General features: G+C 46.4%; 23 protein-coding genes and 1 tRNA gene. 11 read left to right on the top strand and 13 right to left on the bottom strand.

Annotated elements, in window-relative coordinates:
- The first annotated feature begins 44 nt into the window (after positions 1 to 44).
- Complete coding sequence (locus ABV001_RS04250; protein ID WP_294081254.1) at positions 45 to 506, top strand: ATP synthase subunit C-like protein; 462 nt, start codon at positions 45 to 47, stop codon at positions 504 to 506.
- 131 nt (positions 507 to 637) lie between these two features.
- Here the strand turns inward: ABV001_RS04250 and ABV001_RS04245 are convergent, their stop codons facing one another.
- A complete protein-coding gene (locus ABV001_RS04245) occupies positions 638 to 1,552 on the bottom strand; it encodes a cation diffusion facilitator family transporter (protein ID WP_352421679.1) in 915 nt (304 codons plus the stop codon).
- 183 nt (positions 1,553 to 1,735) lie between these two features.
- Here ABV001_RS04245 and ABV001_RS17280 point away from each other — a divergent pair, with 183 nt between their 5' ends.
- The 4 genes from ABV001_RS17280 (at position 1,736) to folD (ending at position 4,451) form a co-directional block, all read left to right on the top strand.
- Complete coding sequence (locus tag ABV001_RS17280) at positions 1,736 to 1,951, top strand: ADP-ribosylglycohydrolase family protein (RefSeq protein WP_502929841.1); 216 nt, start codon at positions 1,736 to 1,738, stop codon at positions 1,949 to 1,951.
- Entirely contained in the window at positions 1,897 to 2,154 is a 258-nt protein-coding gene (locus tag ABV001_RS04240) for an ADP-ribosylglycohydrolase family protein (protein WP_352421678.1), read from the top strand. The genes ABV001_RS17280 and ABV001_RS04240 overlap by 55 nt, the downstream gene beginning before the upstream one ends.
- 96 nt (positions 2,155 to 2,250) lie before the next feature.
- Complete coding sequence (gene ffh / locus ABV001_RS04235) at positions 2,251 to 3,576, top strand: signal recognition particle protein (protein ID WP_352421677.1); 1,326 nt, start codon at positions 2,251 to 2,253, stop codon at positions 3,574 to 3,576.
- Positions 3,573 to 4,451, top strand: coding sequence for a bifunctional methylenetetrahydrofolate dehydrogenase/methenyltetrahydrofolate cyclohydrolase FolD (folD, locus tag ABV001_RS04230; RefSeq protein ID WP_352421676.1), 879 nt, complete (start codon positions 3,573 to 3,575; stop codon positions 4,449 to 4,451). Before ffh ends, folD begins: the two co-directional genes overlap by 4 nt.
- Here folD and ABV001_RS04225 read toward each other — a convergent pair.
- The 3 genes from ABV001_RS04225 to pepT form a co-directional block, all read right to left on the bottom strand.
- Complete coding sequence (locus tag ABV001_RS04225; RefSeq protein ID WP_352421675.1) at positions 4,448 to 5,443, bottom strand: lysylphosphatidylglycerol synthase transmembrane domain-containing protein; 996 nt, start codon at positions 5,441 to 5,443, stop codon at positions 4,448 to 4,450. The genes folD and ABV001_RS04225 overlap by 4 nt on opposite strands.
- Positions 5,444 to 5,504: 61 nt before the next feature.
- Positions 5,505 to 6,590, bottom strand: coding sequence for a glycine cleavage system aminomethyltransferase GcvT (gene gcvT / locus ABV001_RS04220; RefSeq protein ID WP_352421674.1), 1,086 nt, complete (start codon positions 6,588 to 6,590; stop codon positions 5,505 to 5,507).
- Position 6,591: 1 nt separating this feature from the next.
- Positions 6,592 to 7,821, bottom strand: a complete 1,230-nt coding sequence (gene pepT / locus ABV001_RS04215) for a peptidase T (RefSeq protein WP_352421673.1) — start codon at positions 7,819 to 7,821, stop codon at positions 6,592 to 6,594.
- A gap of 433 nt (positions 7,822 to 8,254) precedes the next feature.
- On the opposite strand from pepT, the gene ABV001_RS04210 reads away from it, so the two are divergent.
- The 5 genes from ABV001_RS04210 to ABV001_RS04190 all read left to right on the top strand — a co-directional run bounded on the left by ABV001_RS04210 (position 8,255) and on the right by ABV001_RS04190 (position 13,926).
- On the top strand, positions 8,255 to 8,695 hold the full coding sequence (locus ABV001_RS04210) for a MarR family winged helix-turn-helix transcriptional regulator (protein WP_352421672.1): 441 nt from the start codon (positions 8,255 to 8,257) through the stop codon (positions 8,693 to 8,695).
- A gap of 124 nt (positions 8,696 to 8,819) precedes the next feature.
- Positions 8,820 to 10,346 carry a TolC family protein gene (locus ABV001_RS04205; RefSeq protein WP_352421671.1) on the top strand — a complete coding sequence of 509 codons (1,527 nt, stop codon included), beginning with the start codon at positions 8,820 to 8,822 and terminating at the stop codon, positions 10,344 to 10,346.
- A gap of 58 nt (positions 10,347 to 10,404) precedes the next feature.
- A complete protein-coding gene (locus ABV001_RS04200) occupies positions 10,405 to 11,403 on the top strand; it encodes an HlyD family secretion protein (protein ID WP_352421670.1) in 999 nt (332 codons plus the stop codon).
- Between the two features lie 95 nt (positions 11,404 to 11,498).
- Positions 11,499 to 12,704 carry an ABC transporter permease gene (locus tag ABV001_RS04195; RefSeq protein ID WP_352421669.1) on the top strand — a complete coding sequence of 402 codons (1,206 nt, stop codon included), beginning with the start codon at positions 11,499 to 11,501 and terminating at the stop codon, positions 12,702 to 12,704.
- Entirely contained in the window at positions 12,688 to 13,926 is a 1,239-nt protein-coding gene (locus ABV001_RS04190) for an ABC transporter permease (RefSeq protein ID WP_352421668.1), read from the top strand. The genes ABV001_RS04195 and ABV001_RS04190 overlap by 17 nt, the downstream gene beginning before the upstream one ends.
- A gap of 47 nt (positions 13,927 to 13,973) precedes the next feature.
- On the opposite strand, the gene ABV001_RS04185 is transcribed toward ABV001_RS04190, so the two are convergent.
- A complete protein-coding gene (locus tag ABV001_RS04185; RefSeq protein WP_352421667.1) occupies positions 13,974 to 14,387 on the bottom strand; it encodes a DoxX family protein in 414 nt (137 codons plus the stop codon).
- Positions 14,388 to 14,592: 205 nt separating this feature from the next.
- Here ABV001_RS04185 and ABV001_RS04180 point away from each other — a divergent pair, with 205 nt between their 5' ends.
- Positions 14,593 to 15,822, top strand: coding sequence for an anaerobic sulfatase-maturation protein (locus ABV001_RS04180; RefSeq protein ID WP_352421698.1), 1,230 nt, complete (start codon positions 14,593 to 14,595; stop codon positions 15,820 to 15,822).
- A gap of 76 nt (positions 15,823 to 15,898) precedes the next feature.
- Here the strand turns inward: ABV001_RS04180 and ABV001_RS04175 are convergent, their stop codons facing one another.
- From ABV001_RS04175 to ABV001_RS04140, 8 genes are all read right to left on the bottom strand, one after another.
- Positions 15,899 to 16,357, bottom strand: coding sequence for an ExbD/TolR family protein (locus ABV001_RS04175; protein WP_323424047.1), 459 nt, complete (start codon positions 16,355 to 16,357; stop codon positions 15,899 to 15,901).
- A 2-nt stretch (positions 16,358 to 16,359) separates the two neighbouring features.
- A complete protein-coding gene (locus ABV001_RS04170; protein ID WP_352421666.1) occupies positions 16,360 to 16,992 on the bottom strand; it encodes a biopolymer transporter ExbD in 633 nt (210 codons plus the stop codon).
- Between the two features lie 38 nt (positions 16,993 to 17,030).
- The gene (locus ABV001_RS04165; RefSeq protein ID WP_352421665.1) at positions 17,031 to 17,510 is read right to left on the bottom strand and encodes a hypothetical protein; all 480 of its coding nucleotides are present in this window, start codon (positions 17,508 to 17,510) and stop codon (positions 17,031 to 17,033) included.
- 5 nt (positions 17,511 to 17,515) lie between these two features.
- The gene (locus ABV001_RS04160; RefSeq protein ID WP_323424050.1) at positions 17,516 to 18,298 is read right to left on the bottom strand and encodes a MotA/TolQ/ExbB proton channel family protein; all 783 of its coding nucleotides are present in this window, start codon (positions 18,296 to 18,298) and stop codon (positions 17,516 to 17,518) included.
- Between the two features lie 111 nt (positions 18,299 to 18,409).
- A tRNA-Ser gene (locus tag ABV001_RS04155) sits at positions 18,410 to 18,497 on the bottom strand.
- A gap of 184 nt (positions 18,498 to 18,681) precedes the next feature.
- Positions 18,682 to 19,458 (bottom strand): TatD family hydrolase, encoded by a 777-nt coding sequence (locus ABV001_RS04150; RefSeq protein WP_352421664.1) that lies wholly within the window; start codon positions 19,456 to 19,458, stop codon positions 18,682 to 18,684.
- Entirely contained in the window at positions 19,455 to 20,150 is a 696-nt protein-coding gene (locus ABV001_RS04145) for a hypothetical protein (RefSeq protein WP_352421663.1), read from the bottom strand. Before ABV001_RS04145 ends, ABV001_RS04150 begins: the two co-directional genes overlap by 4 nt.
- 53 nt (positions 20,151 to 20,203) lie before the next feature.
- Positions 20,204 to 21,181 (bottom strand): polyprenyl synthetase family protein, encoded by a 978-nt coding sequence (locus ABV001_RS04140; RefSeq protein ID WP_352421662.1) that lies wholly within the window; start codon positions 21,179 to 21,181, stop codon positions 20,204 to 20,206.
- Positions 21,182 to 21,231 lie beyond the last annotated feature (50 nt).

The following is a 21,231-nucleotide window of genomic DNA, read 5'->3' as shown; positions in this document are numbered from 1 at the left end:
GTAAAAAATAAAAAATTCAAATCAATCACAAACAATAAAACATTATGGACACCAACTTATTAATCGCCTACTTAGGCATCGGACTTATGATCGCACTTTCGGGTATCGGCAGCTCTTATGGGGTTACCATTGCCGGCAATGCGGCTATCGGGGCATTGAAGAAAGACAGCAGCAAATTCGGGAATTTCCTTGTATTGACTGCGCTGCCCGGCACACAGGGATTGTATGGCTTCGCCGGATATTTTATGTTCCAGAGTATCTTCAACATTCTGACTCCTGAGATCACGGCGATTCAGTCTGCCGCTGTTTTTGCAGCAGGTCTCTCAATGGGGCTGGTAGGATTGCTTTCCGCTATCCGTCAGGGACAGGTTTGTGCGAATGGTATCGCCTCCATCGGTCAGGGAAATGACGTATTCGGGAACACCCTTATCCTTGCCGTATTCCCCGAGTTGTATGCTATTGTGGCATTGGCCGGTGTATTCCTTATCGGTTCAGCTGTAGCTTAATAAAAACCGGACAATCGGTCAGGAAAAATAAAGCTGGCGGAAATGCTGTCGCAACGTATTGAATCCCGATAACCCCCGAAAGATTTTTGTCTGACTTTTGGGGGTTATTGTATATCTTGCGGCTGCTTTAGCTAATCGACTTCCTGCCGGTCGATACCGATATCTTTCATCGAGGCAGGATCCTCCACCGGCTCCAGATGGGTTTGTACCGTCACCGGTTCATCGAACATATTCACGATAGTCTCCTCGATCCTATCCGCATGGTCATGCGCCTGTTTTACCGTCCACTTGCCCGGAACCAGCACATGCATGGTAATAAATTTGCGGCGACCGGCAGCACGGGTCAACAGCGAATGGTATTCAATCTGCTGGCTTTTCAATGAGTTCAGATAAGCAGTAATCTTTTCCATATCCTCTTCGGGAAGGGAGGCATCCATCAATCCACTGGCAGAGCGTTTTATCAGCCGGTATCCCGTATAGATAATATTGAGTGCCACTAAGATGGCGATGATAGGGTCGACAATCATCCATCCGGTAAACTTGACAATGACGATAGCCACAATTACCCCGAGTGAAGTCCACACATCCACCAGCAAGTGTTTGCCATCTGCCTCCAGCAGGAGAGAACACCTTTTCTTTCCTTGGAGGATCAGCGTAATCCCTACTCCCAGATTCACCAATGACGCCAACAACGAAAAGAGCAAACCGGTATGGATATTCTCTATCGGCCGTGGATCAATGAGACGAGGCACAGCCGACCAGATAATCGTGAAAGCAGCGACCAGAATAAGCGCCCCTTCCGCCGCACTGGAGAAATATTCCGCTTTGCTATGTCCAAACTCATGCTCCTTATCCGCCGGTTTCAGGGAGATATTGAACATCACCAGCGCAAAAACCGCGGCAAACAAGTTCACAAACGATTCCAACGCATCCGACAGGAACCCCATCGAACCGGTCACAAAATAAGCATAAAATTTCAGGAATATAGTGACTATTGCTGCGGCAATAGAGAGATATATAAATTTACGAAGCGGATTTCCTTTCATTGTAGCGATCCTTATGAGCCAACAAAAATAGTCATTTTAGATAAATATTTTCGTTAAGCAATGCAAGCAGAAAATAAATTTATTTGAACTTAACCATAATGAAAATTGAAAATCGGGTGACCTGCAACTCAAATAGTCTAAAATTGCTTACATTTGCATGTTATTTTTAGGCATATAGAGAATATGAAGAGTAGAACAATCATTGCTTTTCCAAATCAAGATATTGATTATTCCTGCAACATAAAATCGGCACTTTTTGGCGTTGCTGTCGGTGATGCCTTAGACGTTCCCGTTGAGTTCCTTAGCCGGGAGACAATTCGTAAAAATCCAGTAACGGATATGTATTGCACACGCTCGAATATGTATTGCACACGCTCGAAGCAAGTATCTGGTTGCTGACAACAAACAACTACGAAGACTCGATACTGAAAGCCGTAAACCTGGGACAGGACACAGATACCACGGCTGCCGTCACCGGCGGACCGGCGGGACTTCTTTACGGATTCGACAGCATCCCCCAAAAATGGCTGCGACAAATCGCAAGATATGATGATATTGTGGATTTAGCAGAACGACTTGGAGATAGGCGAAAATTCATGTAAATTTGTACCGCCTAAGAAGAAACAGCATTTGTTTCACGGGAATTAGCACGGAAATCATCCACAACAAGGGCAGAATAAAAAGAGTATAAGGATATTATGTTTGAAAATTTAAGTGAAAGACTGGAGAGGTCGTTCAAGATACTGAAAGGTCAGGGTAAGATCACCGAGATCAACGTGGCCGAAACATTAAAAGATGTACGCCGTGCATTGCTGGATGCCGACGTGAACTATAAAACCGCGAAGGAATTCACCGAAACGGTCAAGGAGAAAGCGTTGGGGCAGGACGTGCTCAACGCCGTGAAGCCGGAACAGATGATGGTGAAGATCGTGCACGACGAACTCGCCGCACTGATGGGAGGCAGCGCTGCCGAATTCAATATCAAGGGGAATCCCGCCATTATCCTGATGTCGGGGTTGCAGGGATCGGGGAAAACCACTTTCTCCGGTAAACTGGCCAACATGCTTAAAAGCAAGCGGGGTAAAAACCCGTTGTTAGTTGCCGGCGACGTCTACCGTCCTGCTGCCATCGAACAGTTAAAAGTGCTGGGCGAACAGATCGGCGTATCGGTTTATGCCGAAGAGGATAACAAGAACCCGGTCAAGATCGCGCAAAACGCCATACAGTATGCCCGCCAGCACGGGAAAGACCTGATCATCATCGACACCGCAGGACGCCTTGCCATCGACGAGGAGATGATGAACGAGATCGAATCGATCAAGAAAGCGGTCAATCCGCAGGAAATCCTCTTCGTGGTAGACTCTATGACCGGACAGGATGCGGTCAACACAGCCAAGGAATTCAACCAGCGGCTCGATTTCAACGGCGTGGTACTGACCAAGCTCGACGGGGATACCCGGGGCGGGGCGGCATTGTCTATCCGTTCGGTGGTAGATAAACCGATCAAATTCGTAGGTACGGGTGAGAAGCTGGATGCCATCGATGTGTTTCATCCGGAGCGTATGGCGGACCGTATCCTCGGCATGGGTGATATTGTGTCACTGGTGGAAAAGGCGCAGGAGCAATACGACGAAGAAGAGGCACGCCGCCTGCAAAAGAAAATCGCCAAGAACCAGTTCGATTTCAACGATTTCATTGCCCAGATACAACAGATCAAAAAGATGGGTAACCTGAAAGACCTGGCATCGATGATTCCCGGCGTGGGTAAACAAATCAAGGACCTGGATATCGACGACGATGCTTTCAAGGGCATTGAAGCCATTATTCGTTCGATGACTCCCCAGGAACGCACCAATCCTGAAATACTGAATGGAAGTCGCCGTGCCCGTATAGCCATGGGGAGCGGCACCAATGTACAGGAAGTGAACAAGCTCCTCAAGCAGTTCGACGAAACCCGTAAGATGATGCGCATGATGACTTCCGGCGGTGGCCGCCAGGCAATGCGGAATATGAAAAGAAGATGAAATTAATTGATGGAAAAGCGATAGCCGCACAGATAAAGAAGGAGATAGCCGAAGAGGTGGCAAAGATAAAAGCTGCCGGTGGTAAAACTCCGCATCTGGCGGCGGTATTGGTCGGTCACGACGGTGGAAGTGAAACCTATGTGGCCAATAAGGTAAAATCGTGCGAAGAGGTGGGGTTTAACTCCACGCTGGTTCGTTATGAAGACGATGTCACCGAAGAAGAGCTGCTTGCCTGTGTAGACCGGTTGAATAACGATGCCGATATCGACGGGTTCATTGTGCAATTACCCCTCCCGAAGCATATTTCGGAAACTAAAGTCACTGAAGCCATCGATTACCGTAAGGATGTAGACGGTTTCCATCCCGTAAATGTGGGTCGCATGTCACTTGGTATGCCTTGTTTCCTTTCCGCCACACCTGCCGGTATCGTGGAACTGCTCAGAAGATACGAAATAGAAACCAAAGGGAAGCATTGTGTAGTGCTGGGCCGCAGTAATATCGTCGGGAAGCCGGTATCTATGCTGATGCTGCAGAAAGCCTATCCCGGAGACTGCACCGTCACGGTCTGCCACAGCCGCACTCCCAACATCAAGGAGATCACCTTGCAGGCGGATATCATTATCGCCGCACTGGGCGTACCTGAATTTCTGAAGGGGGACATGGTAAAAGAAGGCGCCGTGGTGATTGATGTGGGTACTACCCGTGTTCCCAGCAGCAAGACCAAATCGGGTTTCAAACTCACCGGTGATGTACAATTCGATGAGGTAGCGCCAAAATGCTCCTATATCACTCCCGTTCCCAGAGGTGTAGGGCCAATGACCATTGTGTCGTTGTTAAAAAACACGCTTCTTGCAGGAAAAAAGGAAATTTTTTAATCCCGCCTTGTCTTGATCAACAGCAGGCCAATCATCGTCCAGAACAATTCACGGATACGCTTGCATAGACTGACGAACACGCCATAGGCGGCCGGAAGCGAGAGGATGCCATACACAAGCACGAATCCACCTTCACGGGCACCCATCTGCATCGGCATGAAGAAAAACAGGTTAGAGACCAACGACTGGACCGACTCGATCAGCACCCCTTGCCCCAAAGAAACCGGCGATCCGATCGCCTGCATGATCAGTATTACCTCTACACACATAAAAAAACGGGCGAAAAGCTCCAATCCAAGTGACGAGACAAAGTCTTTTTTACGGTTTTTATAAAGATCGGCAATCAGCCCGTCCATCTGGATGAGTTTCTCCCGGTTATGCCGATAGAAAGCCCTTGCCCGCCGACCCATAAAAGGGAGACCGACACACTTTCTTATCGTTCTTTCCACGCCTCCTTTGGAATATACCCTGAATGCCCAAAAAAGGAATAACACCGAGAAGACACTGACCAGGGTAATGAGCCATTCCATGAAGCCGGAAAGCACCGGCACAAAGAAAAGCAGCAGGGGGATAGACCCCATCCAAAAGATAAAATGTGAAACAAGACGCATCATTGTGGAGAGAAGCACGGTAGAGGTAGCCTTCTGTATTCCGACCAACTTCCTCAATTCAAGAACCTTATAAGGCTCCCCGCCAATCATTCCCAGAGGAGTGATATAAGTGATCGCGAAGCCACTGACAAACAACTGGAAGAGTTGCAGAAATCCCACCTGTTTCGCATCTTCACTCCCGTCATTTAAAATAATATAAAAAGAGTATGTATTTGCAAGATATACAATAACCCACATCCCGATAATCGGTACAAACCACCAACCGGTCTGTTTTATATTATCTAAAATATTATTAAACCCTGTCTTGTAAATTAATACACCCAGCGCCACTCCACCGAGGAGAAAGAAGAGATTCCGGACTATCTTCGTTTTTTTCTGCATAAAGAAAACGGGAGAATACTTTTCGTGATAAAATGAAATTAGATAGATTGAATATCTGCTCCTACTTCCTAAAAGGGGCTTTTACCACGTTTGCCTTCAGATTCCTGTTACGCACCTTTATATAGATGTCGGTACCTGCTTTCGCGAACTCCGGTTTCACATATCCCATGCCAACACCGATTTTCAATACGGGAGACATGGTTCCGGAAGTCACATTTCCGATTATCTCATCCTCCGCAGTCACAATCTCGTATCCGTGACGGGGGATACCTTTGTCTACCAATTCAAAACAACAGAGTTTACGTGATACGCCTTCAGCTTTTTCCTTTTCCAGCACTTCACGCCCTACGAACGGTTTGTTTTCCGCGAACCTGGTGATCCATCCCAAACCCGCCTGTAATGGTGTAGTAGTGTCATCCAGATCATTCCCATACAGGCAATAACCCATCTCCAACCGCAAGGTATCACGCGCTCCCAGTCCGATGGGTTTAATGCCGTACTCTGCACCTGCTTCAAAAATCGCATCCCAGATTTTCCGACCCCGTTCAGGATAAAAATAGAGTTCAAATCCTCCTGCACCGGTATATCCGGTATTGGAAATGATCACGTTTTCCACACCCGCCAGTGTACCGGTCTCAAATGCATAAAAGGGGATGGCCGACAGATCCAGATCCGTCAGCTTTTGCAACGTTTCCATTGCCCTGGGGCCCTGAATAGCCAATTGTGCCATGTGATCGGAGGCATTTTCTAATTCTGCCCCCATGGTATTCCACTGTTGACACCATGCCCAGTCCTTTTCGATATTGGCGGCATTCACCACCAGGAGATATTTTTCCGGTTCGTAGTGGTAAACGATAAAATCATCCACTATCCCACCCTTTTCATTCACAAAACAGGTGTATTGCGCTTTCCCTTGCTGAAGGCCGGAGACATCGTTACTGGTCACCCGTTGCAGGAATTCCGTCGCTTTCGGACCCTTCGCCCAAAACTCTCCCATGTGCGACACATCGAACACACCCACCGCATTCACTACCGTCAGGTGTTCATCTATGATACCGGAATATTCTATCGGCATATTATATCCTGCAAACTCATGCATTTTGGCTCCCAGCCCGATATGCAAATCTGTAAATGGAGTTGTCTTCATATTATATTTTTTCCTCTTTAGCTACTATTTCGGCTATTTTCACAATTACCTCCGATGCTTTTTTCATGGAGGGGACAGGCAGGAACTCATATTTCCCGTGAAAATTCATACCCCCGGCAAAGATATTGGGACAAGGAAGCCCCATAAACGACAAACGTGCACCGTCGGTTCCCCCTCGAATGGGTTTGACGTTAGGTTTCACACCAATTTCCTCCATAGCCTGATAGGCATAATCCACAATATATTTCACCGGTTCCACTTTCTCCCGCATATTGTAATACTGGTCTTTCATCTGTAACGTAAGCCGGTCCCCATATTTTTTATTCAGTGTTGCCACAGCATCCTCCATTAACCGTTTACGTTCTTCAAATTTCACATGGTCGTGATCGCGGATAATAAACGACAGATCAGCGTCCTCCACTGTCCCACTCAAGGAGATCAGATGGAAAAAACCCTCATAGCCTACGGTATGTTCAGGCCGTTCTTGCTCCGGCAGCAGCGCGATCAACTCGTTGGCCAGATGCAGTGCATTGACCATCTTCCCCTTTGCATATCCGGGGTGAACATTTCTCCCTTGTATTTCAATTTTGGCCGAAGCGGCATTGAAGTTCTCGTACTCCAATTCTCCCACTTCACTTCCGTCTATGGTATAGGCCCAATCAGCACCGAACTTAGTCACGTCAAATTTATCGGCTCCCCGGCCAATCTCCTCGTCCGGTGTAAAACCAATACGGATCTTGCCATGTTCAATTTCGGGATGGTCAATCAGGTATTGCATGGCGTTCATAATCGCTGCTATACCGGCTTTGTCGTCTGCACCCAACAAGGTCGTTCCATCTGTCACAATAATATCCTCTCCCTTGTGATCGAGGAGTTCAGGAAAATCATCCGGAGAAAGCACCACCTCTTTCGCCTCATTCAATATGATCTTCTTCCCATCATAATTCTTTACAATCCTCGGATTCACATTCTTACCGCTCATATCGGGACTGGTATCGAAATGGGCAATGAAACCGAGTACCGGTAATTTCTTTGGTGTATTGGCCGGCAAAGTGGCCATCAAATAGCAATTGTTATCGAGGCTCACGTCTGTCAGCCCCATCTCCAACGCTTCCTGTTCCACCTCTTTCGCTAAATTGAATTGCTTTTGTGTACTGGGGGTTTGTGTATTATTCTCGTCCGATTGCGTATCGATACGAGCATACTTAATAAACCGATCTATAATATCCATGATTATTTATATTTGGAATATTCTTATATAACTTTGATCGCACTCACCCTACAAAGATAGTGAAAGCCGAGAGAAAAGCCAAGCTTGCTTGCAATTTTCCGAGGCGCATCCTATCTTATCTAAAGATAGTAAAAATAAACTTCACCATTTTGTAACTCAAAAAAAAGTCTTACCTTTGCATTCGGGTAAGTCCTATACGGCCAGCTCCCATTGAATCCCCCAGGTCTTGATCGAAGCAAGGGTATTTGGTTGTAGCGGAGCGATATAGTAAGCTTACCCTTTTTTTATGCCAAAAATACCTCTTTCGGGCCCCTCTCACTTTTACAAAAAGTTAAAACAAGATAAATAAATTCAAATCAGGTGCAACTATTCGAGGAAAAAATATATCTTTGCCGCCTATTAGTTGTTTATGCAACTATAAAAGAAAAATCCTATGCTAAAAGTAACAGAGCGAGAAATATTTGAAATTCTTTCCGGAAAGATTTCCGGACTCATCAACCGTACCGTACTGAAGGCTTTCGTACAGGAAGGACTTGACATCACAACCGAGCAATGGACGGTATTGTCCTGCTTATGGGACAAAGATAAGATCATACAGCAGGACATCTGCGATCTCACCCAAAAAGACAAGCCAAGCGTAACAAGGTTGATCGATAATCTGGAAAAAAAGAACCTGGTTATGCGGGTATCCGACCCTGCGGATCGGCGTAACAACCTCATCCTCCTCACTCCCCGGGGTGGTGCGATGAGGCAAAAAACGACCGACGTGGTGCATGATATTGTGAATCACGCACTGGAAAATATATCGGATGAGGAACTGAGCGGAGCCAAAGATGTTTTGATACGGATTATGAACAATTTAAGAGCATATTAAAAAAGCCCCTGTTCATAACATCACACAAGGAAGATAAAATTAAAAAAAAAGTTTTTTGAGAGAATCCAATAAAACAGATACAATCTACAATCCACGGTTAGTTGTCTTACTAACTATTGAAATTATGAAAAAATTATTATTTATTACTTGTTGCTTATGCTGCATCCATTCCCTGCAAGCGCAAAGGGTGCTGGATCTGGAAGAATGCCGGCAATTGGCACTGGAGAACAATAAGAGCTTAAAAGTTGCCGAGGAGAATGTGCGTGCCGCCCAATCCTTATCAAAAGCCGCATTTACAGAGTTTTTCCCTAATATTTCGGCTTATGGGACGTATATGTACAATCAAAAAAATATATCCCTCCTGGGTGCGGATGCTTATTTACCGGTCGGCATAGTGGACGCGAACGGCAATTTCGGCACCGGCATTGGTGCGAACTCCATTCCTACCCCCAACGCCGACGGCACATTCACCTTTGAAGAATCGGCCGTCAATAATAAATTCACTTTGGTCGACGGTAAACCGGTTCCCCTGGACGCACAGGGTAAACCGTTCGATCCCGCAATAAATCCGGAGAACCTGCAATGGAAAAATCACGCGCTCCTTCCCAAAGAGGCAATGGAGTTCGATATGCACAATATCTTCGTGGGGGGAATCAGTTTCGTGCAACCCATCTTTATGGGAGGCAAGATCGTCCAACTCAATAACATTGCGAAATCCAATCAGGCAATAGCCGAAGTGCGTGTGCAGGAGAAAACCGAAGATCTTATAGTGAATGTGGATGAAGCATACTGGCGTGTGGTATCGCTGGAAAATAAGGTACAGCTGGCAAAAGAATTCCACCACCTGGTTTCCGAACTTGATAAGAATATGCAGGCGCTTCTGGAAGAGGGATTGGCGACCAAAGCAGACGTACTGAAGATAAAAGTCAGGCTGAATGAGGCAGATGTTTCGCTGACGAAGGCGGAAAACGGGTTGAATCTTTCAAGGATGGCGTTGAACCAACTCTGCGGATTGCCTTTGGAAGAACGGATCGAGTTAAAAGATGCCGATTTGAAAGAGACCATCGACATACAACCCGCTGTCTCCATTGAACAGGCATGGGCAAATCGCCCGGAGATCAAGATGCTGACGCAGGCAAACAATATAGCCGAGGCCAACAGCAAGATCATGGCCTCCCGCTTTATGCCTACTATCGCCCTCACCGGAGGATATGCCACCACCAACCCCAGCGTTTTCAAGGGATACGAGAAAAAATTCAACGGTATGTTCACCGTCGGTGTGACCGCAGCCATTCCCCTGTTTCATTTCGGCGAGAAGATCCACACCCTGAATGCCGCGCGCACACAAGCTGTGATATCAAAACTCGAACTGGAAGAAGCAAAAGAGAAGATCGAGTTGCAGGTACATCAAAACAGCTACCGGATCAATGAGAGCCTGAAAAAACAGGAAATGACCCGGAAGAATGTGGAAAATGCCAAAGAGAATCTCTATTATGCCCAGGAGGGTTTCGATGCGGGAGTGATTACCTCTACCGATCTGCTGATGGCACAAACAGCCTGGTTATCGGCTGAATCGGAGTACCTCGATGCCACTGTCGATGTGAAATTACATAATTTGTACTTGAAGAAATCAGTGGGAAATCTTTTTTAAGTGGAAAGGTGAAGTAAACAAATAAACGATTTAACGATTCAACAAACAACATACTGAAATGGAAAAAGAAAAAAAAGAGAACATACGCAATCTGCGGATTGCACTGGTCGGGCTCATCACCGTGTTACTGGTGGTCTTTATTATCGGATGGATTATTTATAAACCGGAACCGGTCGTTATCCAGGGGGCAGCCGAAGCCAGCGAGGTGCGTGTCTCGGGCAAGATGGCAGGACGTATCCAGCGACTGCTGGCCAAAGAGGGAGAATGGGTCGAGAAGGGTGATACGCTGGTTTTCATCGATAGCCCCGAAATCCAAGCGAAGCTGGCACAAGCCACGGCTGCCCAAAACGCGGCCAAGGCACAAGACCGCAAGGCACAAAAGGGAGCCCGCGACGAAGTGATCCAGGGTGCGTATGAAATGTGGCAGAAAGCGGAAGTGGGCACCGATATCGCCAGGAAGTCGTATGACCGCGTGCAGCGCCTCTTCGACAGGGGAGTCGTTCCCGCCCAGAAACGGGATGAAGCCGAAGCGCAGTACCAGGCCGCCGTTGCTCAGGCCGCGGCAGCCAAGACACAATACGAGATGGCGAAAAACGGAGCCGAAGCGGAAGACAAGGCCGCTGCGCTGGCGCTGGTCGATCAGGCACAAGGTGCCATTCAGGAAGTGGAAGCCTATATGAGAGAGACCACCCTCGTCGCTCCTATTTCAGGAGAGGTGACCGAAGTTTTCCCCAAACCGGGAGAATTGGTCGGAACCGGCGCACCCATTATGAATATCGTGGATCTCGATGACATCTGGTTCACTTTCAACGTACGCGAAGACCTGCTGAACGATATGAAGAAAGGAGCAAAGGTCACCGTCAGGATTCCGGCGTTGAACAATCAGGAAGCAGAACTGGAAGTCACCTATATCAAGGCGATGGCATCCTTCGCCACCTGGAAGGCCACAAAAACGACCGGCGACTTCGACTTGAAAACATTTGAAGTCCGCGCCAGACCGGTAGAGCCCATCAAAGACCTTCGCCCCGGCATGACAGCGTTGGTGGTAGGGAATTAATTACCAATTACTAATTACCAATGACCAATTAGTTCACTAACTTAGTCTTGATTCTTGGCTCTCAGTTCTTAGTTCTTAATTCTTAATTATAAAAAATGTCCAACTCAATTATACAGCAGATAAGGCATGTAGCCCGCAGGGAGTGGAAACGGATGCTGACGCAACCGGTCTATATTCTCTCTTCGATTGGTGCGATGCTTTTCTGTTACCTGTTCTTCCTGACACTTATGTCGGAAGGGCTGCCGCAGCAACTTCCTATCGGGATTGTCGATGGAGACAATTCATCGCTGTCACGCACGTTGGAGAGGAATATCAACGCCTCTTCCATGGTGGAGATTGTGGGCAAATACGCCTCTTACAACGAGGCCCGCAAAGATATGCAGCGGGGACGCATCTATGGTATCATCGATATCGCGCCGGGATTTCAGTCCGACCTGCTTGCCAATCGTCAGCCCGCCCTCTCTTTTTATGTGAACGACGTCTATCTGGTGGCCGGCACGCTTGCCTACAAGGATCTGACTTATATCAGCGAGTTGATGACCGGCTTTATCCTGCAGCAATCGCTGGAGGCAAAGGGCGTCACGGGCGACCTGATGCCCATTTTGCAACCCATCACCATGGATTCCCATCAGATAGGCAATCCCTTCACCAATTACAGCGTCTATCTTTCGAATGTGCTACTGCCCGGCGTGCTGCAGATGCTGATCATCATGTTCACCATCTACGCCATCGGAGTGGAGATGAAACAAAACACCACGCGGGAGTGGCTTTCCAAAGGCAACGACTCCATACTCTCGGCCCTGACCGGGAAGATACTGCCCCATACCGTCCTTTTCACCCTGTTGGGATGGCTGGGACTGTTCCTGCTCTACGGCGTGATGGGATTTCCCATGAACGGCAGCATCGTATGGATGGCACTGGCCATGTTCGTCTTCGTCATAGCGCACCAGGCCATCGGCATATTCATCATCGGTATTCTGCAGCGTTTGCGCAACGCCGTCAGCATCGGCATGTTCTACAGCCTGCTGGGTGTCTCCTTTGCCGGCTTCACCTTCCCGATCGAGTCGATGCCGCGGGGCGTGCAGATATTCTCATGGCTCTTCCCTATACGCTACTATTTCAAGATATATGTGAATGAAGCGCTGAGCGGTACCGACATACGCTATTCGCTGGTATACTTCGCCGGGATGCTCGCATTTCTATTATTGCCTTTCCTGATATATCCGCGATTAAGGAGCGCCATCCTGCAAAATGAAAGGTCAGCAATAAAAAACAGCCAACTCAATGAACAACTCCAATAAATCCAATCTCTTTGTCCGTCTCTTTCGCGAGATAAGACGGGTTATCTACATCACGCTGGATGAATACCGGATTATCCTGAAGGATTCGGGACTCGTGATTATTTTCTTCGGGGCAACACTCATCTATCCGTTGCTCTACCCCTCTATCTACCGCAACGAGACGGTGCGTGAGCTACCTGTGGCCGTGATCGACGAGTCGAACAGCGTACGCTCACGCGACATGGCAAGACGGTTAGACGCCACCCCCGATCTGCACGTGGCCTATCACGTCAACAATCTTGAAGAGGCAAAGGAGCTTTATTTCAAACATAAGATACATGGCGTCATCTTAATTCCCAAAGACTACAGTCAGAAAATCCACCGCAACGAACAAGCCACCGTGTCGGTCTATTGCGACATGAGCAGTTTCATGTATTACCGCACCATGATGCTGGGTGCCAACCTGGCCATCGTGGAAACGGGTAACGACATCAAGATGGAACGGCTGAATGCCGCCGGAATAACGGGCAGGACCGCCGAAATCTCCGCCGCCCCTTTCCGCTACGAAAAGAATATCCTGTACAACGAGCCGATGGGGTTTGGCAGCTTCCTTCTCCCGGTGGTGCTGGTGGTGATTATTCACCAAACGCTCTTTTTCGGGATTACCATGCTGACCGGCACATTGCGTGAAGAAAAGCTGGCCATCGTAGACCCCAAATTGCGCCAGAAAGGCAGGTTCTTCCCCATCATCTTCGGCAAGGCCCTGTGTTATTTCAGCATGTACGTAGTGATATCCAGCTACGCACTGCTGGCCATACCGCGTATTTTCCAGCTTCCCCACATAGGCGATCCGCTGGATATTGTCCGGTTTTTCACCCCGTTCCTCCTGGCAGTGATATTCTTCTCGATGTTGATATCGGTATTTATCCGTAACAGGGAAACCTCCATGATTGTTTTCCCGTTCTTCTCGCTGGTGTTGCTCTTCCTGAGCGGGTTCTCATGGCCCCAGTCCAACATGCCCTGGCTTTGGAAAGCATTCGGAATGATATTTCCCAGCACATTCGGTATCCAGGGATATCTAAAGATCAATTCAATGGGTGCCGGGTTACACCAGGTACAATTCGAGTATATCGCCCTGTGGATCCAAGCGGCTGTATACTTTGTCGCAACGATTTTTGCCTATCGGCTACAAACGCGCACCAAAGAAAGAAAAAGCATGATTGCCGATTGCCAATCGGCCTGAGATCAGAATCCCTCCTTTCCCGGTTGGAAAGAAGGGATTCCGTTGTCTTAAGCAATTTTCGGCAGGAATTTAGCATCGAAAGAATATTTACCGGCACCAATCAGAATGGATGCGGCAAAGACGATCAGCAGGTCGAGTGCATGCCCAAACACCATAAAGCTGTCCCCCGCGGCAAGGTGTGTCGACAAGGCAACGAGCATCGTACCGGTAAGCATAATGGCTGCCGGCCGGAAGAACAGGCCAAGTGCAAAAAGAAGCCCTCCAATTGATTCTGCGGCAGCCGCCAGAAATCCCCAGAACGCAGGAGCAAAAGTAATACCGAATATGCCCATACTGCCCCCTATGGCCGTCCACATCTCCGTTCCACCGGTAATTTTCGGGAAACCGTGGAGAAAAATCGATATTCCTATACCGACCCTTAAAATTAACCACCCGAACTGTAATAAATTATTTTTCTTCATATTTTTCTATTTAGAACCAAAATTTTTAGGACCAAGACTTTTAGAACCAAGAACCAGGACTTTAGGATATAGGTGTCCTACCACTCTTCCACTTAACCACTCAAGCACCTAACCACTCAGGCTCCTAACCACTCAGGCACCTAATTTTCCCAGCCAACTAAACCGCACAATGATATAAATTGTTTATCTTTGTTTTATAAATAAAATTGATATGTCTACTTTTGCTCCCTTTGCCAAACCGATGTACGTAATGCTTAAACCGGTAGGATCGAAGTGCAACCTCGACTGCGACTACTGTTACTATCTGGAAAAGGCAATACTTTATGGCAGGAAGAACCAGGTAATGAGCGAAGAGCTTCTTGAACGGTTTATCCAACAATATATCGAATCGCAGACCATGCCCCAGGTAATGTTCACCTGGCATGGCGGGGAAACACTGATGCGTCCTCTCTCGTTCTATAAAAAAGCAGTGGAATTGCAAAAAAAATATGCGAAAGGCCGGCAGATCGACAATTCCATCCAAACCAACGGCACACTCCTTAATGACGAATGGTGCGCTTTCTTTAAGGAGAACAATTTTCTGGTGGGAATATCGATCGACGGGCCGCAGGATTTCCACGATGAATACCGGCGCGACAAGATGGGAAGGCCATCCTTTCACCGTGTCATGAAAGGAATCCAACTCCTTCAGAAACATGGCGTGGAATTTAACTGCATGGCAGTAGTGAATGATTATAACGTGGATTATCCTCTGGAGTTCTACCGGTTCTTCAAAGAAATCGGATGCCAATACATACAGTTCACCCCTATTGTTGAGCGTTTACACAAGAACAACCGGGAGATGAAGCTGGCCACCGCACAAGAAAAAGAGGAAGAAGTGGAATTGGCTCCTTTCACTGTGGATGCGGGGAAATGGGGTGATTTTCTCTGCGCCATTTTTGACGAATGGGTTAAACAGGATGTAGGTAAAATATTTATCCAGATCTTTGATTCCACACTGGCGAACTGGGTAGGTGAACAACCCGGGGTATGTACCATGGCCAGGACCTGCGGACATGCAGGGGTAATGGAATTCAACGGCGATGTCTATTCGTGCGACCATTTCGTCTTTCCCCAATACAGGTTAGGCAATATTTACAGCAGGACACTCACCTCAATGATGTATTCCGAGGAACAAATGCAATTCGGCAATGATAAATTTGATACACTCCCCCAACAATGCAGGGAATGCGATATGCTTTTTGCCTGCTATGGGGAATGTCCCAAAAACAGGTTTATCAAAGACAAATACGGTAACGAAGGATTAAATTACCTCTGTAAAGGATATTATAAGTTTTTTTCCCATGTGGCACCTTATATGGATTTCATGAAAGGTGAATTACTGGCAAAACGTCCACCGGCCAATGTGATGGAATGGGTGAGAAGAGGTGGTTAGGTGGAAGGGTGGAAAGGTGAAAAAAAAACCGGATTATTGAAATAACCCGGTTTTTTTAAGATATTATTTTCAGCTATTAATTCTCCCCCTTCCGGGCAGAATAACTGATTTTCAACGCATAAGCCTGTCTTAGTGCCTGCTTCACATCTGTAATATACTGCATCCGCGTATCTTCGTCTGCTTTAATGGAAACAGTCATCAACGGTTGATCCGCTTCATTCATACTGGCCTTTTCCTGTGCGATATAATCCTGGATTTCGCCCACTTGCGCGAACCTGTCGTTCAACTGCATCTGTGTTCCGGTACCCAGTTTCACATCAGCAGGAGGACCAATATTAATATACGTCACCAGCGATTTCTTCTCTAATTTCTGCACTTCCGAAGCATGCGGCACAGTCACTTTTACCAGCAATGTCTCCGAACGCATGGTCGTAGTAACCATAAAGAAGAACAAGATGGCAAAAACAATATCGGGCATAGATGTAGTACTCATTTCCGGTACTTCCCGCTTACCACTTTTATTGAATTTTCCCATAATTATTGTCCTCCATAATTTTTAGGTTCAGCTTCAGAGATACGTTGAGGATAAAGATCCTGGATTTGTTTCTGTTGCATTTCCGTTAACTCTCCATAAGAGGTGTTGAAATATTTCTTCGCACCCTCTTCCCTCAATTCATTGTATGCCCTTACCACTTCGTTTTGCACAGCTATATATGCTTTATAACTGGTAGTGGCATCATTCTGGATAGAGACCACATGCGATGCGGTAACAGGAACAATACCTATAGGGGCGTCGAAATCCTGTTCTTCCAATTCGGGCAAATCAGCGCTGTTAGATGTGTTCAAAACAAACTCTTTAATCCTATCCTTCAGCGCAACCTTTCCTCCTACTTCGCCCCGTAACTCCGCTTCATTGGCATACCACTCTGTGGCATGCTGATTGGCTGCCATGGTCTCGTTCCTGGCGTTCACCAGAACAATAAACAGATTCCTGCGTTGCACATCCACCGAAGTCTGGTCTTCGGTTTGTGGAGGTGGCGGTAATCGGCGTGCCAGACCGGAGTCGACGTCCATATTCGAAACCAACAGGAAGAAGATCAGCAATAGAAAAGAAATATCGGCCATCGAGCTTCCATTAAGCGGTGGAACCTTTCTCTTTGTTTTAGCCATAAAAAAACCTTTCTTTTAATTAACCTTTAATCGGGTGGTTATTTTTTTCTTTTAAACAGCGGCAAGATAATCATCGCCAACATTGTAATCACAAACATGAAATATGCGCTATAAAGCCACATATCGGTCATCTTCAAGGTCGGAGGGACATTGTCTTTTCCTTCATATCCGGGAATACTTAAAATTGTGCCGTCGCCTATGGCATAAGTCACAATCAACAATACAGCCAATCCCACAAGCGTCAGAAGTCCGGTCAAGGCTTTCTTTGGATTCTCTTTCAGCCCTTTCAAGAAACCTACGATGGCAAACCCAATCAGAACGACTATGGTAACAGCCAAAAGAACGTAGGCCCAATACAGTATGATATCCGTAAACTTAGGCTGACTCATATCGGCGACAAACTTTTCATGTGCCGGCACCTGACCTCCAAGATAGAATAAACCCAATACTACAAGAGTGATCAAGACACTGATGTAGAGGGTAAATCTGGAAGTTCTGTGTATTTTTGTTACAGCCATAATAATTACAAGTTTTTGTATTTAACGTTATATTTGATCACTTGATCCAGGAAAGTAATAGAAGCATCTTCCATCTTATTTAGGAGACCCTCCATCTTAGAAAGGATATAGTTATAGATGATCTGGAGAATAATAGCCACGATCAAACCACCCACGGTAGTGATCAAAGCCACCTTCATACCACCGGCCACAATCGTCGGGCTCATATCGCCTGCCCTCTGGATATCATCGAATGCCTGCACCATACCTACTACTGTTCCCAAGAACCCGAGGGACGGAGCGATCGCGATAAAGAGGGTGATCCATGAAAGGTTTCTTTCAAGTAGTCCCGACTGTACGCCTCCATAAGAAACAATGGACCGTTCTACCGCATCGGCTCCCTGGTCGAGGCGAAGTAAACCCTGGTATACAATCGATGCCACAGGTCCTCTGGTATTGCGTGCGATATCTTTTGCGGCTTCCACGTCACCTCTGTCGAGTGCATCGCCTACCTTATTCAGGAAAGGATCAGGATTCACATCAGCAAGACTCAGGTAGATAATTCTTTCCAGACAGAAAGCCAGACCCAGGATCAGAGTGATAGCAATCGTGCTCATAAAGCCGGCACCACCCTCAATAAATTTCACCTTTATTGCCTGATGAAAACCACCTGATGTTTCCTGAACGTCAGCCTGGGTTGTCTGCACAGAGGAAGTAGCCACTTGTTCTGTATCTTGCGCCAAAAGAACCGACGACAATCCTACGGACACCATTCCGAAGATTGCTAAAATTGCAAATAACTTTTTCATTGTGTGTTCAATTTTTTTGATTAATGATCTTTAATTGTTTGTTTTTAATATGTATATTTCTGTTTTTGTGTATATCTTACTTTATAGTGACTTTTTTCTTTTATATAAATGCGGAGAGAGCGGGATTCGAACCCGCGATACACTTTTGGCGTATACACGCTTTCCAGGCGTGCCTCTTCAACCACTCGAGCATCTCTCCCTAAGAGAATGGAGATCTCTTTGAAAGAGATTTTTTTGAAAACGGGTGCAAATTACAAAAAATATTTCATTCCCGCTCCATTCAGGAAACAAAATTACAGAATTTATCAAATATATGCTACTTCTATCCCAATAATTTTAATAAAAAACCATTTCAGGCCTTAGGTTGACACATGAAACCCTGTTTAATCCTCCCATTTGAACACTTTTCCGGCATTCCGGCTGGTGATTCGTGCCACTGATTCCCTGCTCTCGTTCCATATCCCGGCCAGTTGCCCAATCACATATGACAGATAGGCCGACTCGTTCCTTTTTCCCCTGTAAGGTACCGGCGCCAGGTAAGGGGAGTCGGTTTCAAGTACCACCCGGTTGGAAGGACAATGTTTCAACGTTTCGGATAATCCCGAGTTTTTGAAAGTCACTACCCCGTTGATCCCAATCAGAAAATTATCCAGTGCCAATATAGCTTCCAACTCTGCTTTCGTACCCCCAAAACTATGGAACACCCCTCTTAATAATGGGGCTCCTACCCTTCGAATACTTTGTATCACTTCTTCTGTAGCATTCCTGAAATGGATTGATACGGGTAAATCTTTTTCAATGCTCCACTTCAACTGGGTCTCAAAAGCTTTTATCTGCGCCTCCTTCAAAGAGGTGTCCCAGTACAGGTCAATCCCTATCTCTCCCACGGCTATATAATCCCCGGAGTTTAACTCCCGGTAAATGATATCCAGCTGATTCTCGAAATCATCCGTAACGCTGGTTGGATGAAGGCCCATCATAGGATAAAAAAAACCGGGATAATCCCGTACACACTGTTGCAGATACCTCACAGAATCCTGGTCGATATTGGGCAATAATACTTTCTCCACCCCCACCCCTTTTGCACGGGCCACTACTTCAGGGAGATCATCCTTAAACTCTTCCACAAAGAGATGGGCGTGCGTATCAATAAGGTTCATTCCGCAATTTCTCCTTTTCGATAATAATACACAATCCCATATTCACGATTGCGGGCAAGCCGTTTTTCGGGAGATAAGCCGTTATTGTGCTTTTCCACCTCTTCCCATATCTCAAGGATGATCTCATCCACTCTTTCCCGGTAAGCAGCCACTTCCTGCAAGACACGGGAGGTAGCCTTCTGATGCAACCTCTGGGTTTGGTAACCTTCTTTAAAAAGGATAAACATAACCTTCACCTTGGCAATGGAGGGATTATAAATAGGCACACCACCCTGTGAGGTACGTTGGTTCTCTCCATCGATAATTTTCTGGCCCCATTCCAACAGTTGCTCGTTAGAGGTCAAATCGGGAACAACCATATTGGCTTTTTCCAGTCCATAAAGGGTCAGTTGCTCTTCTCTGATCTCGGAACGCATCACACACATGTATAACACTTGTATAAAATGGGAAATATACATGCGGGCATTTTTCGTTTTTCCGATAAAAGACTTGCCGGCTTTCACCTGCGTGTCATACAACTGCTGATAACGGGCACACAAATGTTCGAAATGGGTCAAAGCACTCTTGGCCTCATCAAGAATTCCCGTGGAGAATGAGAGTTCCTGAAAATCGGTATTGGCGGCTTTATCCACTGCCGATCTCAAGGCCCGGATACGGGCGCTGTCTGTATTGGGTAATCTACGATAGGGCATGTAACGTACGGCTATCCTTTATCAGCAAGCCTTTCTTTTTTTCTTTTTTATTATTACCGTTCTCTGTACATCAGATTCTCCGCCAAAGTGATCAGATTTCTTTTACGATCATCGGCAATATTGATCGATGACAGAAAATCAAGCGACGCAAGGTAATACTTTTCAATAAGATTTTCAACGATAAATTTCAAATTTAATTCATCATAAATATTTTTAACGAACTTGATTTTCTCCTCGGGGTCGTATGCAGTTGCCGTCAACCATTTGTTCAATTCCACTCTCTGTTCGTCACTTGCATTCTTTAAACACTTGATCAACAGGAATGTTTTTTTGTTACATAAGATATCCCCACCTATTTTTTTCCCAAATGTTTCGGGATTGCCATATACATCCAACAAATCATCCTTCAATTGAAACGCCAGCCCTATATTGATACCAAACTTATATAATAAATCAGCATCCTCAGTTGCAGCTCCTGCTATGATCGCACCGATCTTCAATGCACAACCAATGAGAACGGCCGTTTTCAGGTATATCATTTCGATATATTCTTCTTCGGTGACGTCCATACGCTGCTCAAAATCCATATCGTATTGCTGCCCCTTACATATTTCCATGGCTGTAGTAGTAAACAACTCCAAAATATCAGGCAGCACATCCACAGGGACTTTTGCAATATACCTGTATGCTTCAATGACCAGGGCATCCCCCGAGAGGATCGCGCTATTTTCAGTCCATTTTTTATGCACCGTCGGATATCCCCTCCTCAAATCGGCCTTATCCATCAAATCGTCATGCACGAGGGAGAAGTTATGGAATATTTCCACTGCCAACGCAGCATCTATCACGTCTTCCGGATCTTTACCGAAGAGATCCGCAGCCATCAATGTCAATAGCGGCCTAAGGCGCTTTCCTCCCAATGATAATATATATTGGGCGGGATCAAACAGTGTCCGTGGCTGGTAGTCCTTCAACACTTTCCTGATGGAATCATCAATGATTTTTTCTAAAAGGGATATTTTCTGCTTCATCACCATTCACACAAGTAAAAAAGCTGCTTTTGGGATTCAAAAGCAGCTTT

Source organism: Proteiniphilum sp., from assembly GCF_040307845.1.
GTDB lineage: Bacteria > Bacteroidota > Bacteroidia > Bacteroidales > Dysgonomonadaceae > Proteiniphilum.
The sequence above is the reverse complement of the archived record's forward strand: the minus strand, read 5'-3'. Positions and strand labels throughout refer to the sequence as shown.